The sequence below is a fragment of the Cupriavidus campinensis genome (assembly GCF_905397395.1).
GTDB classification, from domain to species: domain Bacteria; phylum Pseudomonadota; class Gammaproteobacteria; order Burkholderiales; family Burkholderiaceae; genus Cupriavidus; species Cupriavidus campinensis.
Genome location: NZ_CAJPVH010000011.1, coordinates 16,715 through 29,618, shown reverse-complemented (window position 1 = coordinate 29,618; position 12,904 = coordinate 16,715). Strand labels below are relative to the sequence as shown.

Below are 12,904 nucleotides of genomic sequence, written 5' to 3'. Positions count from 1 at the left end.
CATGACGATCACCCGTAGAGACTTCCTCAATGGCGCCGCGCTGAGCATTGCGGCCGGTATTGCCCCGGCGGGGCTGGTTGGTCAGGCACGGGCCCAGGCCGCAGCGGCCGGCTACCCGCCTGCGCTGACCGGGCTGCGCGGCAACCACGCCGGCACGTTCACGCTGGCCCACGGCCTGGCGCGCGAAGGCACTACGTACCCGACCGTGCTGGCGCGCGAATCGTATGACCTCGTGGTGGTGGGCGGCGGCATCAGCGGGCTGGCCACGGCGTGGTTCTATCGCCAGAAGTTTGGCGCGGACCGGCGCATCCTGATCCTCGACAATCACGACGACTTCGGCGGCCACGCCAAGCGCAACGAATTCACGGTGCGCGGCAAGACGCTGGTGAGCTACGGCGGCAGCGCCGAGATGCCGCCATCCGCCACCGACAGTACGGCCATGCGTGCGATGCTGGCCGGGGTGGGCATCGACATCCGCACCGCGCCGCCACCGAGCCAGGGAGACGCCTATCAGCGCCGGGGCCTGGGCCGCGCGGTGTTTTTCGACGCCGAGCACTTCGGCCGCGACCAGTGGCTCGCGGGCGACCCGTTCGCAGACGGGATCGATGCCCGGAACGTGGGCGGCCAGCCGCCCACTGACGCCATCGCCCATTTTCTCGATGCCGCGCCGCTGCCCCCGGCAGACCGGCAGGCCCTGCTGCGGCTGGCGCAGGGCGGGGTGGACTATCTCGCCGACATGATTGGGGCCGATCGCACGGCCTACATCCAGCGCACGCGCTACGCGGTATTCCTGCGCGAGAAAGCGGGGCTGGGCCTGCCGGGCGTGCGTTTCCTGCGCAGCCGCAGCCACGATGCCTATGCGCTCGACGCGGATGGCATCTCGGTGGCGCAGGCCATCGCCATCGGCCTGCCGGCGGGCGCGGGCATGCCTGCGCGGGTGCTCGATCCGCGCCTCGGCAAGTCGCCGGCCTCGCGGCTCTGGTTTGCCGATGGCAACGCCACGCTGGCCCGGGCGCTGATCCAGGCCCTGGTGCCGGGCGTGTCCACGGCGCCGCGCGGCGGTGCGGGGCTGGCCGATGCCCGCTTCGACTATGCCCGGCTGGACCGCGACGGCAGCCCGGTGCGCGTGCGCCTGAACAGCACGGCGGTGGCCATCGAACCCGATGTGCGCATCACGCGCGTGACCTATGGCTGGCAGGGCAACCTGCAACGCGTGGAGGCGCAGCACGTGGTGGTGGCCGGCTACAACATGATGGTGCCGTTCATCCTGCCGACGCTGCCGGCGCCGGCCAAGGCCACGCTGCGCGCGTGCGTGAAGGCGCCGGTGGTGTATACGAAGGTGGCGCTGGACGACTGGCGCGCCTTCGAGACCCTCAAGGCGTGGCGCGTCCACGCGCCAACCATGCCGTATTCGGACCTGTGGCTGGAGGCGCCGGCTGGCGCTGCTGTCGATCCCGCCAACCCGGTGGTCCTCCACATGCTCTACGTGCCCACCGTGCCGGACAGCGGCATGAGCGCGCGCGAGCGCTTCCGCGCCGGCCGGGCCTTCCTGCTCGGCACGCCCTTCGACGCCCTCGAACGCGAAATCCGCGCCCAACTGGACCGCATGCTGGCCCCGGGCGGCTTTGCCTCATCGAAACAGGTGCGTGCGATCACGCTGAACCGCTGGGCGCATGGCTACAGCTATATGCCTGGCGGACTGGCGCCGGACGACGCCACCCTGCAGGCCGCGCTGGAGCAGGCCGGGCGTGGGGTGGGCAATGTGCGGATTGCTGGCGCGGACAGCGCCGGCAGTGCATCGGTGACGGGGGCGGTCGATACGGCGTGGCGCGCCGTGGACAGCCTGTCCCGCCCCGCCGCCTAGCGGCGGCAGGGGGGAAACGGCTCCGGTCAGTTGCCGGTAACGAACTTCTGGAGCAGCCGGCGGAATTCCTCGAATTCTTCCTCGCTGAAGCCCTTCAGGTGGTGGTTCAGCACCTCCGGCGCGATATCGGGAATCTGCGTGGCAACCGCCTTGCCTTTCTCGGTCAGGATCAGGTTGACGACGCGCCGGTCGTCGATGCTGCGGCTGCGCTCCAGCAGCCGCTTTTCCTCCAGCTTGTCGAGCATGCGCGTCATCAGCCCGCTGTCGATGCCCAGCAGCTTGCTGATCTCGAACGGCGTGGTCGCCATGCCGCGGTTCAGCGACAGCAGGATGCCCATCTGCTGGCCGTTGATGTCCAGCGGGCGCAAGGCCGAATCCATCTCCAGCAGCAGGCTGTTGCGGGCCTTGTTGAGATGAAAGCCGATGCTCTGTGTGAGCTGGAAGTTGTCTTTGGTGTAGTGGTTCACTGCGCTTACCCCCTTTGCATCCAATCGATCAAGTCGCGCGATGACTCGCCGGCGCGTAAGCGCGGCGGAAATAGCCGTCTGTTCGTTGCCTTCGGTTGCGTGCGCGCATACGCCGTGCGCGCCGGAACATGTGCCGCATGCCATGTTCCGACTTAGTCTGGCAAATCTTGCAAAAAATGTGAATTCAATTTTATTGTGATTTGATTTAAATACCGCTGGTATCTAAATTAGCACCGGGAATAATCCCCTAGATAATCACCCATCCGGGTGGACTGATTTTCTGTCGAGTTAAACCGGATGACCCGAGCGGGTAAGTTGCAAGGTACGGCATCGACACTGGCCCGGGCCGCGCGAAAAAGAAAACTAAACACGCCCGCAAGAACGTTCATATCGGCAATCCGGTCACGGGGGCGCAGGCTACGTTACATTCGCCGCAGAGCGTCGCCCCATCGCGCACGCCAGCTCATCGATGAGAGCCACCATGCATCCATTCGCCCGGGCCCTGATCGCGGGCCTCAGTGCGGCTGCCGCATCGGGCGTTCTGGCCCAGCCCGTACCGGACGCGCTGGTCCCTTCGCAGGCGCAGCCGCCAGCCGCCGCGCCGGGAAAGACGGAAAAGCCGCCGCTGTCGTTCTTCGATCCCGAGGACGGCATGCTCGACATGAGCGATTTCCTGCTCCACCACAAGGGCGCGCTGCCCGTGCCGACCATCATCACGGAGCCGGCGGTCGGCTATGGCCTGGGGCTTGGGCTGCTGTTCTTCTCGCAATCGCTGGCGGACCGCGCCGCCGAGTCCCACGCCAGCGGTGAAGGCCCCGCGCCGCCCAATATCACCGGCATTGGCGGCGCCTATACCGAAAATGGCACCTGGGCAGCCGGGCTCGCGCATTTCCATACCTGGCAGGGCGACCGCATCCGCTATCTGGGTGCGATTGCCAAGGTGAGCGCAAATCTCGAGTATTTCGGGCTGTCGAACCAGCCGCGCCACTATTCGCTCGACGGCGTGTTCCTGGTGCAGCAAGTGCTGTTCCGTGTGGCCGATTCGCGCTGGTATGTCGGGCCGCGTTATACCTATTTCGATTCCACGGCCACATTCAAATTCGGCGGCAGCGCCCCGGAAGTGGGGGGAGTGACCAGCGAACAGCGCATCGGAAAGGGTGCACTCGTAGTCGATTATGACTCCCGCGACAATATTTTCTTTCCGGGTCGCGGTATTTATGCCGAATTCGAGGCCCAGTTCGCACGCGGGGCACTCGGCAGTTCGCAGGACTTCAATATGTATAACGCGCGCGGTTTCACCTGGCTGCCCATCGCGCGCACGCTGATCCTGGGGCTGCGCGCCGACACCAGGTTCTCGACCGGCGATGTGCCGTTCTATGCACAACCCTATGTCGATCTGCGCGGCGTGCAGGTGGGCCGCTACCAGGATCGCAACGCCGTCGTCTCGGAAGTGGAGTTGCGCTGGGACGTGACGCCGCGCTGGTCTGTACTCGCCTTCAGCGGGGTGGGCAAGGCGTACGGGCGCTGGAATGATTTCGCGGACGCCAGCACCGTGGTCAGCGTGGGCACCGGCTTCCGCTATGTCATCGCGCGCAAGCTCGGTATTTCGATGGGAATCGACATCGCCCACAGCCGTGACCAGAACGCCTTCTATATCCAGATGGGCAGCGCGTGGCGCTGACTGGCTGACCACGCACCGCCCATCATCGGCCCGGTTCCTTACACGGCCGGGAAGTCCAGCGTGGTGTCGTTCACGCGGTTGATCATATTGGTGAACAGGATGGCACCTACCGCGTGCACCGCCTCCACGATCTGCGTGTCGTTGAAGCCGGCGGCCCGCACCGCCTCCACGCTCGCGGCCGGCAGCGTGCCGCGCGTGCGCACCAGTTCGAGGGCAAATTGCACCAGCGCGTCGGTCCGGGCGTCCTGCGGATAGCTGCCCTGGCGCAGCTGGCGCGTTTCCTCGGCGGTATAGCCGGCCAGCTTGGCAATCATCGTATGGGCAGCCACACAATAGTCACAACCACTGTGCTCGCTCACGGACAGGTTGATCGCTTCCAGTTCACGCGCAGAGAGTGAACTTCCCTTCACGACTTCGCCGGCATGCAGCGTCTGCGCCAACACGGCCGGCGCGTTGCTGCCGATGGTGGCGTACATATTCGGCACCTTGCCGAGGCTCTTGCGGATCGTGCCGAACAGTTCGGCGGCCTGGCCGGTGGCTTGCTGGACGGGGGCGGTATGGAGACGGGTGGTCATGATTGAAGTTCCTTGCTGGTTCGATAGTTGAGAGATCGGGGTTCCTTTGCTGCGGAGGCACCGTGCTGCGTGGCGCTTCCTTGGACTCCATAGTAGGAGTGCCGGCGATCCGAATGGACTAGAATTCACTCAACTTTTTGCTCAATCGTCTCAATGGACAGTCTTAGCGAACTCATACGCCTCCTGGCCCCGTCGGGCACCGTGGACCTGCGTTGCCGCGTGGCGGGGGTCTGGTCCGACTTCAACGCCCAGGCCGCGCCGGGGCACGTGCCGTATCACGTGATCCTGGAAGGCCAGATCGAGATCACTGTGGGCGATGCGCGCCTGCGCGCCACCGCCGGTGATGTGCTGCTGTTCCCGCACGGTGCCGCCCACACGCTGATGGGCCTGCAGGCCGGCTCGCGCACCGTGGCGCCGTCGCGCCATTTCAACGGGGTGGTCACCGAAGTCACCGTGCCCGGCGCCGCCGCACCACTGGACATCCTGTGCGGCACCTTCGTGCTGGGCAGTTCGGCCGATGTGCTGCTGCGCACGCTGCCGGAGGTGCTGTGCATCGGCACCGACGATGCCAACCGGCACGGGGATGCAAGCTGGTTGCGTGGCCTGATCGGCATGATGCATGCCGAGGCGGACCGGCCACGGCCGGGCGGGGCGGCGATTGTGGCGGACCTGTCCACGGCGCTGTTCACGGTGCTGCTGCGGGCCTTGATCCAGCGGGGCGGGGTGTCGCGCGGGTTGATCGCGCTGATGGCGGATGCCCGCATGACGCGCGTGGTGGAGGCGGTGGTGCGGGCGCCGGAGCAGCCATGGACCGTCGATAGCCTGGCCGCGCTGTGCAACGTCTCGCGCGCCACGCTGGCGCGGCGCTTTGCCCAACTGGGCGGCATGACGCCGCTGGAACTGGTGACCACGTTGCGCATGGAGCGCGCCGCCCGGCTGCTGCGGCAGGATGGGCTTTCCGCCGCTGCCGTGGGCGAGCAGTGCGGCTACGCCTCGCAGGCTGCGTTCGGCCGCGTGTTCGCGCAGCATTTCGGCATCGCACCGGGCGCGTACCGGCGCCAGCATCGCGTGCGCCGTGTGGCGGAGGCGTGAAAAATGTGCATCATCGCCTACATTTACGTTGTAGGAGGTGACCCGTCACAAACTCGCGGCGTGCGCCCGCTGGCGGGCAGGGCCCCGCGTTGACTAGACTCGACGGAACCACAGGAGTCTTCAGGAGGGCTGCGCCATGGCCGCACGTTCCATCGCCTCGCTATCCATCAGCTTCGGGCTGGTGTCGATTCCCGTAAAAGTGTTCTCGGCCACCGAGAGCAAGTCCGGCATCAGCTTCAACCTGCTGCACAAGGGCTGCGGATCGCGCCTGCGCCAGCAGTACATCTGCCTGAAGGAAGACGTGGTGGTGGAGCGCGCCGACATGGTCAAGGGCTACGAGTTCGAGAAAGACCGCTATGTGACCTTCACGCCCGAGGAACTCAGCGCGCTGGAGGAAGCCGCGCAGCAGACCATCGACATCGTCTCCTTCATGCCCGCCGGCGCGATCGACCCGATCTACTACGACAAGCCCTACTATCTGGGCCCGGACAAGCGCGGCGCCAAGCCGTACAACCTGCTGGCCGAGGCCATGCGCAAGACCAGGACCTGCGCGCTGGCCAAATGGTCGTGGAAGGGCAAGCAGTACATGGTGCAGATCCGCGTGGGCGACGATGGCCTGATCCTCCAGCAACTGCTCTATGCCGACGAGGTGCGTGACATGGCCGACCTGCACGTCGAGGAAACCGATGTGCAGCCCGCCGAGCTGGCGCTGGCGCAGCAGTTGATCGAACAAAACTCGGTGAAAGGCTACGACGCCTCGGCCTATACCGACGAGGAGAAGCAGCGCATCCTTGACCAGATCGACAAGAAGATCGCCGGCAAGAAGATCACCGTGGCGGTCGAGGCCCCGGCGCCGTCCGGCGGCGAGGTCATCGACCTGATGGAAGCCCTGCGCAAGAGCATCGGCGCGAACAAGCGCCAGCCGGCGGCTGCCAAGAGTGCGGGGAAGGCCGCCGCGCCGGTTGCCGCGCCGGTTGCAGAGACCGCGCCGCGCAAGACCGCCCGCCGTGCCGCCGCGCCGGCCAAGACCGCTGCCGAGCCAAAACGCGCCCGCAAGCAGGGCTAGCGCCATGAGGGAAGCCGCCATGGAAGCCACGATGGATGCGTATTGATGGATGACTACTCCATGCGCGATGTCCAGGGCGTGCTGGGCATCTCGCGCACCGTGGTGACGGCGCTGATCGCCGCCGGCGTCATCGCGCCCCGGCGCGGCGCACGCCAGGCCTACCGGTTCACGTTCCAGGACGTGGTGCTGCTGCGCACGGCCCAGTCGCTGCGCGATTCGCGCATTCCCACGCGCCACATCACCCGCTCCCTGAAACGGCTGCAAGGGCTGGGCGAGGGGCGCCCGCCCACCGGCCTGCGGCTGTCCGCCGTGGGCGGCGACGTGACCGTGCAAGACCGCCAGGGCCGCTGGCATGTGGACACGGGCCAGTTCGTGCTGGACCTGGACGCGGCCGGCAGACTGCCGCAGCCATCGGGCAATATCGTCGATCTGCGACGCGCGCGGGCACCGTCTTCACTCACGGGCGACACCGATCCCACTGGCTGGTTCGAACGCGGCGTGGCCAGCGAGCAGCATGACGACGCCACCGGCGCGGAAGCGGCCTATCGGCAGGCCGTGGCAGCGGCGCCGGATTACCTCGATGCCTGGCTGAACCTGGGCTGCCTGCTGAGCGAGCAGGGCCGCCATGCCGACGCCGTGGCCAGCTACCGGGCCGCGCTGGCGGCATTGCCCGCGCAGCCGCTGCTGCACTTCAACCTCGGCGTGGCGCTGGAAGACGCCGGCGCGCCGCGCGAGGCGCTGGAGAGCTACCACGCGTGCATCGAAATGGCCCCCGATTTCGCCGATGCGCACTACAACGCCGCGCGGCTGCACGAAGCCCTCGGCGACCCGCGCCGCGCGATCCGGCATTACAACCAGTACCGCCGGCTAGAGCCGGTGGACTAGGGGAGGGGTATTTTTGGCATGGCATGGCGCGACCGCTTCGAGGGATGGTCTTTCTCGCCCGTCACATGGCTGGTGTCGCTGCTGGTGTGTGCGGTGACCACGGCGACTGCGTTGTGGGTGGGAGAGCAGTACGCCCAGCAGCTGGTGGACCGCCGCGAGTCGATGGTCGCCCGGGACGTGGTGGCCGCCATCGAACGCATCATCGCCACCGTGGAGCGCGAGGGCGCCCGGCACGTGGCGCCGCTGGCCGGCAAGCCCTGTGCGGAGATCGGCCGCCCGCTGCGCGAGCGCGAAAGCTACATCCCCTATGCCCGCGCGGCGGCCATGGTGGCCAATGACGTGATCTATTGCTCGTCGGCACGTGGCGAGATCAAGGTGCCGCTGAGCTGGTATTTCGGCGATAACACGGCCGCCGCACGACACCAGCGCATCGTGCTGGTGGGCCGCACGCCGTTCCGCGAGCAGGCGCCCGCGCTGGTGCTGTACCTGCCCAGCGCCAGCCAGCCCTCGCAGGGTGCGGTCTTCGTGATCGACAGCACCTACCTCGTGGACACCCTGGCGCACGGCAAGGAATTCGGCGCCGGCACCATTGCCCTGAGCGTGGGCGAGGCCATGATGGACCAGGACGGCACCTACCGTGATGCGCCCACCCCCATCCCGCGCAGCACGCTGGCCCGCTCCAGCGCCTATCCGCTCGCCGTGGCGGTGGTGGCCTCCCCGGCGTTCTCGTCGGAATTGATGCGCCGCTACGGGCTGTTCGTGGGCGCCATCGGGCTGCTGTTGGGGCTACTGGCCGTGGCCGGCTTCCTGATCGTGGCCGCGCCGAAGCGCCTGCTGCTCCAGGCCGTGCGGCAGGGCCTGCGGCGCCGCGAGTTCCATCTGGCCTACCAGCCGATCGTGGCGGTGCGCACGCGGGAGACCATCGGCGTGGAAGCCTTCCTGCGCTGGCGCCATCCGCGCTGGGGCATGATCCCGCCCGCGTCGTTCATCGAAACGGTGGAATCCACGGCGGTGATCGACGACATCACGCGCTTCGTCCTGCATCAGGCCGTGAACGACATGAACCGCTACTGTCCGACGCGTGCGCTCCATGTGGCCGTGAACGTGGCACCGCTGAACCTGCGGCGCAAGGGCTTCGCGGCGGAGCTGGCGGCATTGCAGGCGTCGATGCCGGCCGGCTCCGGGCTGGTGGTGGAGATCACCGAGCGCCACCTGCTGGCCGACCACGGCGCAGCCATGGAAGCGTTCGACCGCCTGCACCACGCCGGCATCCGCCTGGCCGTGGACGACTTCGGCACGCGCAACAACAACCTCGACATGATCCGCAACTTCCCGTTCGACTACCTGAAGATCGACCGGCAGTTCACCCAGGACGTCTCCCCGGACGGCCGGGCCCTGCTGCGCAGCATCGTGGCGATGGCGCACCACTTCCGGCTGGTGGTCATCGCGGAGGGTATCGAGTCGGAAGCCCAGCACGCCTTGCTGGCGGAAGTTGGCGTGGACTGCGCCCAAGGCTACCTGTACCGCCGCCCGGCCAGCGCGCGGGAGATTCTGGGCGACGGGGAGGTGCAGGAGTCGAAGGCGGTAGTGGCGGCTTAGGTGGCCGCCATCGCCATTACTTCAAAGGCAGGTCGACCAAGGCCCGCTGAAGCTGATCGGCGCGCCAGGCGTTGAGTTCGGCCTCGCAGGCCAACCGCCTGATTTCCAACGCGTTGCCAATCGCGCCGCCGCCCAGCGCTGCGGCAAGCGCGCACTGTTCCTTTCCGCTCGTCCAAGGCGTAAGCCGATCCAAACACGAGTGCCAGACAAGGGACGACGAATTTTGTTGCGCGCATGATGCGGGAGTGTCTCTCAAAAGGAATGCCACAGAAATCCGGCCATCCTATTCAGTTGCGCGGTGACTGCCAATGACCGGCGACAAAGCTCACCCCTCCGCCCCAATCATCCAGCACGCCACATCCAGCCTGACCGTCTTGCCGTGCACGTATGGGGCGAACGCCGGGCGCACGGCATCGATGATGGCTTTCCGGCGGCTTTCGTCGAGGTCGGGGAGGATGCGGCCCAGGGGGCCGAGGCGGGTGATGTAGGTGAGCAGGTCTTTTTTGGCGAAGGTGCACGTGACGTCGATGGGCTGGAGGCTGATGCCGTGCCAGCCGCTGTCTTTTAGGATTTGTTCGACGCGGGCGGCGTTGGCGAAGGCGAACTGACCGGGGGCGTTGGGTTGGCGCTGGGGCAGTTCGGGCAGCAGCGGGGCGGCGGCCTGTTCGGCGGTGGTCATGAAGGGGTTTTCGGCGGCGCTGCGCCAGGCGATGACGCGCAGCGCGCCGCTGGGGCGGAGGGCCTGGCGCAGGTTGGCGAAGGCGCGGACCGGGTCGTCGAAGAACATCACGCCGAAGCGGGACACGATCAGGTCGAAGCTGGCCGGGGCGAAGGCGTGCGTCTGGGCATCGGCGAGGATGAATTGCGCCGGCACTTGCTGCGCTGTGGCGCGCGCCTGCGCGGCGGAGAGCATGGGGGCGGAGATGTCGATGCCCGTCGCATGGCCGGCCGCCCGGGCCACGGCCACGGTGGTGCCGCCGGTGCCGCATCCCACGTCAAGCACGGCGTGCGCCTGAAGCTCGGCGGTGGTCTGGGCCAGCAGGTCTTCGAACGGCTGGAACAACTGGTCGAGGATCGCCTGGGCATCGACCCAGGCATTGCCGGCCGTGCCGTTCCACAGCGCGGTCTGGGAGTCATCGGTCGGGCGGGGCGCATCCATGCGGGTCTCCTGGTTGGTCTGGCTTGTCTGCGGGCGTCGAAGCCTGCAATATGCCAGTTCAAGTCAACTTGAGGTCAAGACGTGAGCCTGGAAATTTCCGAGGTGGTGCGCCAGTCGGGCGTACCGGCCTCCACGCTGCGGTTCTATGAGGAAAAGGGCCTGATCGTGCCCATCGGCCGGCGAGGGCAGCGCCGCGTGTTCGATGCCGGGGTGCTGGAGCGCCTTGCGCTGATCGCGCTGGGCCGTGCCGCCGGGTTCTCGCTCGACGAGATCGGCGCGGTCTTCGTGCCCGGTGGGCAGCCGCGCATCGACCGCACGATGCTGGCCGACAAGGCCGACGCACTCGACCAGACCATCCGCAAGCTCACCGCCATGCGCGACGGCCTGCGCCACGCCGCGGCCTGCCCGGCGCCGAGCCATATGGAGTGCCCGACCTTCCGCAAGATCCTTGGCCTTGCCGCCGCCCAGCAGGCCCGGCCCCGGCGGCGACGTCCTCCCACTTAATTCCATTGGATGGAATTGGACCATCGCGCCGATTCCCGCCGAAGCCTAACCTGTAGCCATTCCAGACACATGCCCCGCACCCGCGAGGGCGTGGCTAAACGCTACAGGAGACAGCCTTGGCACTTCCCAGCATTCGTTCCGTTTCCCTTGCCCTGATCGCCGCCGCGTGGGTGCCCTTGACGTCCTTGGCACCCGGCGCGGCGCAGGCCGCCAGCACCTTCCCAGACAAGCCCGTGCGCATCGTGGTGCCGTTCTCGCCCGGCGGCGGCACGGACCTGATCGCCCGGGCGATGGGCGTGGCCATGGCGCAGGACCTCGGTCAGGCCGTGGTGATCGATAACCGCCCCGGTGGCGGCACCATCATCGGCACGGACAATGTGGCGAAAAGTGCGCCCGATGGCTACACGCTGGTCATGGCGACCTTCGCCCATGCGGTGAATCCGAGCCTCCAGCCGAAGCTGCCGTATGCCACCGACAAGGCGTTTGCGCCGGTGATGCTCGTCGGCCGCTCGCCCAATGTGCTGGTGGTGCGCAAGGACAGCCCGTACAAGTCCGTGCAGGACGTGATTGCCGCCGCCAAGGCCAAGCCGGGGCAGGTCTCGTTTGCCTCGCAGGGGCCGGCCACGTCGGCGCATCTGGCCGGCGAACTGTTCAAGCGGCTGGCCCACGTCGACCTCAATCACATCCCCTACAAGGGCGCCGGCCCGGCCATCACCGACCTGCTCGGCGGGCAGGTGGACCTGATGTTCGCCACGGCGTCCGCCGTCGGCAATCTGCTGGAAGGGGGCAAGCTGCGCGCGCTCGGCGTGACCAGCGCCCAGCGCTCCGCCAGCCCCGACCTGGCCAGCGTGCCGACCATCGCGGAGGCCGGCGTGCCCGGCTACGTGGCGGAGAGCTGGTACGGGCTCTACGCGCCGGCTGGCACGCCGGGCCCGGTCATCGCCCGCCTGAACGCGGCGGCGCGCAAGGCCGTGACATCCGAGGCATTCCGCAAGCGCGCCGACGCCGAGGGCCTGATCGTGAGCCCCGGCACGCCCGACGACCTTGCCCGCTACGTGCGGGGCGAGGCGTTGCGCTGGAGCCAGGTCGTCAAGGACGGCCACATCAGCCTGAACTGAACGTTCCCAACCTGATTTCTTCCGATTTTTTCCGATTTTTTCCGATTTCATCCGATTTTTCCGAGCCCCGACATGACCCATCTTCCCGATTTCCAGCTGATCCAGTTCGCGGTGCGCGATGGCATCGCCGTGCTGACCCTGAACCGCCCGGACAAGCGCAATGCCATCAGCGATGCCATGCGCAGCGAGCTGATCGTCGCGCTCGAGCACGTCACCGCCAGCCGGGACATCCGCGCGCTGGTGCTGACCGGCAACGGCAAGGGCTTCTGCGCCGGGGGCGACGTGGCCGGCATGCAGCGCCGCATGGACGCGCCGCCGGGCGAAGTCGGCTTCAACGGCTGGACGCGCCAGCAGCGCGTGCATCATTCCGTGGCGCTGCTGCACAACATGCCCAAGCCCACCATCGCAGCCGTCAACGGCGGCGCCAACGGCCTGGGCGCGGACATGGCGATGGCCTGCGATTTCGTCATCGCCGCCGAATCGGCCAGCTTCACGTGGTCGTACATCCATCGCGGCCTGATTCCCGATGGCGGCGGCATGTACTTCCTGCCGCGCCGCACGGGCCTGGCCACGGCCAAGGCGCTGATTTTCTCGGGCCGCAAGGTGGAGGCCACGGAGGCGCTGCAACTGGGCATCGCCGACCGGCTGTCCGCCGCGCCCGAATCGTTGCTGGGCGATGCGCTGGCCTGGGCGGCCGAACTCTCGCATGGCTCCCCGACCGCGCTGGCGCTGGGCAAGAGCATCCTGAACCAGACCTTCGAGCTGACCGCCGACCAGGTCTTCGCGCAGGGCAGCCAGGCGCAGGGCATCTGCTACACCAGCACCGAGCACCGCGAATCGGTGATGGCGTTCCTGGCGAAGGCCGCCGCCGCCAAATCCACGCGGCAGGGCTGA

The 12,904-nt window shown here is 67.5% G+C and carries 12 protein-coding genes; 9 read left to right on the top strand and 3 right to left on the bottom strand.

What is annotated here, in order from left to right:
- Position 1: 1 nt before the first annotated feature.
- Positions 2-1,864 (top strand): flavin monoamine oxidase family protein, encoded by a 1,863-nt coding sequence (locus KHO18_RS09380; protein WP_211943061.1) that lies wholly within the window; start codon positions 2-4, stop codon positions 1,862-1,864.
- A 26-nt stretch (positions 1,865-1,890) separates the two neighbouring features.
- Here KHO18_RS09380 and KHO18_RS09375 read toward each other — a convergent pair whose 3' ends face one another.
- Positions 1,891-2,331 (bottom strand): MarR family winged helix-turn-helix transcriptional regulator, encoded by a 441-nt coding sequence (locus KHO18_RS09375; protein WP_092297785.1) that lies wholly within the window; start codon positions 2,329-2,331, stop codon positions 1,891-1,893.
- Positions 2,332-2,812: 481 nt separating this feature from the next.
- Between KHO18_RS09375 and KHO18_RS09370 the strand changes: the two genes are divergently transcribed.
- Positions 2,813-4,012: a BamA/TamA family outer membrane protein gene (locus KHO18_RS09370; RefSeq protein WP_211943060.1), complete on the top strand. Its 1,200-nt coding sequence runs from the start codon at positions 2,813-2,815 to the stop codon at positions 4,010-4,012.
- A 38-nt stretch (positions 4,013-4,050) separates the two neighbouring features.
- Here KHO18_RS09370 and KHO18_RS09365 read toward each other — a convergent pair whose 3' ends face one another.
- Positions 4,051-4,587 (bottom strand): carboxymuconolactone decarboxylase family protein, encoded by a 537-nt coding sequence (locus tag KHO18_RS09365; RefSeq protein ID WP_211943059.1) that lies wholly within the window; start codon positions 4,585-4,587, stop codon positions 4,051-4,053.
- A gap of 153 nt (positions 4,588-4,740) precedes the next feature.
- On the opposite strand from KHO18_RS09365, the gene KHO18_RS09360 reads away from it, so the two are divergent.
- From KHO18_RS09360 to KHO18_RS09345, 4 genes are all read left to right on the top strand, one after another.
- On the top strand, positions 4,741-5,679 hold the full coding sequence (locus KHO18_RS09360) for a helix-turn-helix transcriptional regulator (protein WP_144195171.1): 939 nt from the start codon (positions 4,741-4,743) through the stop codon (positions 5,677-5,679).
- A gap of 136 nt (positions 5,680-5,815) precedes the next feature.
- The gene (ku, locus tag KHO18_RS09355) at positions 5,816-6,745 is read left to right on the top strand and encodes a non-homologous end joining protein Ku (RefSeq protein WP_144195173.1); all 930 of its coding nucleotides are present in this window, start codon (positions 5,816-5,818) and stop codon (positions 6,743-6,745) included.
- A gap of 45 nt (positions 6,746-6,790) precedes the next feature.
- A complete protein-coding gene (locus KHO18_RS09350; protein WP_144195175.1) occupies positions 6,791-7,630 on the top strand; it encodes a tetratricopeptide repeat protein in 840 nt (279 codons plus the stop codon).
- Positions 7,631-7,648: 18 nt separating this feature from the next.
- Positions 7,649-9,229 (top strand): EAL domain-containing protein, encoded by a 1,581-nt coding sequence (locus KHO18_RS09345; protein WP_211943058.1) that lies wholly within the window; start codon positions 7,649-7,651, stop codon positions 9,227-9,229.
- 325 nt (positions 9,230-9,554) lie between these two features.
- Here the strand turns inward: KHO18_RS09345 and KHO18_RS09340 are convergent, their stop codons facing one another.
- Positions 9,555-10,388 (bottom strand): class I SAM-dependent methyltransferase, encoded by an 834-nt coding sequence (locus tag KHO18_RS09340; RefSeq protein WP_211943057.1) that lies wholly within the window; start codon positions 10,386-10,388, stop codon positions 9,555-9,557.
- Between the two features lie 81 nt (positions 10,389-10,469).
- On the opposite strand from KHO18_RS09340, the gene KHO18_RS09335 reads away from it, so the two are divergent.
- From KHO18_RS09335 to KHO18_RS09325, 3 genes are all read left to right on the top strand, one after another.
- On the top strand, positions 10,470-10,892 hold the full coding sequence (locus KHO18_RS09335; protein ID WP_211943056.1) for a helix-turn-helix domain-containing protein: 423 nt from the start codon (positions 10,470-10,472) through the stop codon (positions 10,890-10,892).
- Between the two features lie 155 nt (positions 10,893-11,047).
- Positions 11,048-12,010: a tripartite tricarboxylate transporter substrate binding protein gene (locus KHO18_RS09330; RefSeq protein WP_377731484.1), complete on the top strand. Its 963-nt coding sequence runs from the start codon at positions 11,048-11,050 to the stop codon at positions 12,008-12,010.
- Positions 12,011-12,082: 72 nt separating this feature from the next.
- Positions 12,083-12,904, top strand: coding sequence for an enoyl-CoA hydratase/isomerase family protein (locus KHO18_RS09325; RefSeq protein ID WP_211943055.1), 822 nt, complete (start codon positions 12,083-12,085; stop codon positions 12,902-12,904).

Excerpts from the sequence above, each read along its gene's own strand:
- KHO18_RS09365 (WP_211943059.1), bottom strand. The coding sequence starts at position 4,587 with ATGACCACCCGTCTCCATACCGCCCCCGTCCAGCAAGCCACCGGCCAG.
- KHO18_RS09345 (WP_211943058.1), top strand. The coding sequence starts at position 7,649 with ATGGCATGGCGCGACCGCTTCGAGGGATGGTCTTTCTCGCCCGTCACA.
- KHO18_RS09350 (WP_144195175.1), top strand. The coding sequence starts at position 6,791 with ATGGATGACTACTCCATGCGCGATGTCCAGGGCGTGCTGGGCATCTCG.
- KHO18_RS09340 (WP_211943057.1), bottom strand. The coding sequence starts at position 10,388 with ATGGATGCGCCCCGCCCGACCGATGACTCCCAGACCGCGCTGTGGAAC.
- KHO18_RS09370 (WP_211943060.1), top strand. The coding sequence starts at position 2,813 with ATGCATCCATTCGCCCGGGCCCTGATCGCGGGCCTCAGTGCGGCTGCC.
- KHO18_RS09325 (WP_211943055.1), top strand. The coding sequence starts at position 12,083 with ATGACCCATCTTCCCGATTTCCAGCTGATCCAGTTCGCGGTGCGCGAT.
- KHO18_RS09360 (WP_144195171.1), top strand. The coding sequence starts at position 4,741 with ATGGACAGTCTTAGCGAACTCATACGCCTCCTGGCCCCGTCGGGCACC.
- ku (WP_144195173.1), top strand. The coding sequence starts at position 5,816 with ATGGCCGCACGTTCCATCGCCTCGCTATCCATCAGCTTCGGGCTGGTG.
- KHO18_RS09380 (WP_211943061.1), top strand. The coding sequence starts at position 2 with ATGACGATCACCCGTAGAGACTTCCTCAATGGCGCCGCGCTGAGCATT.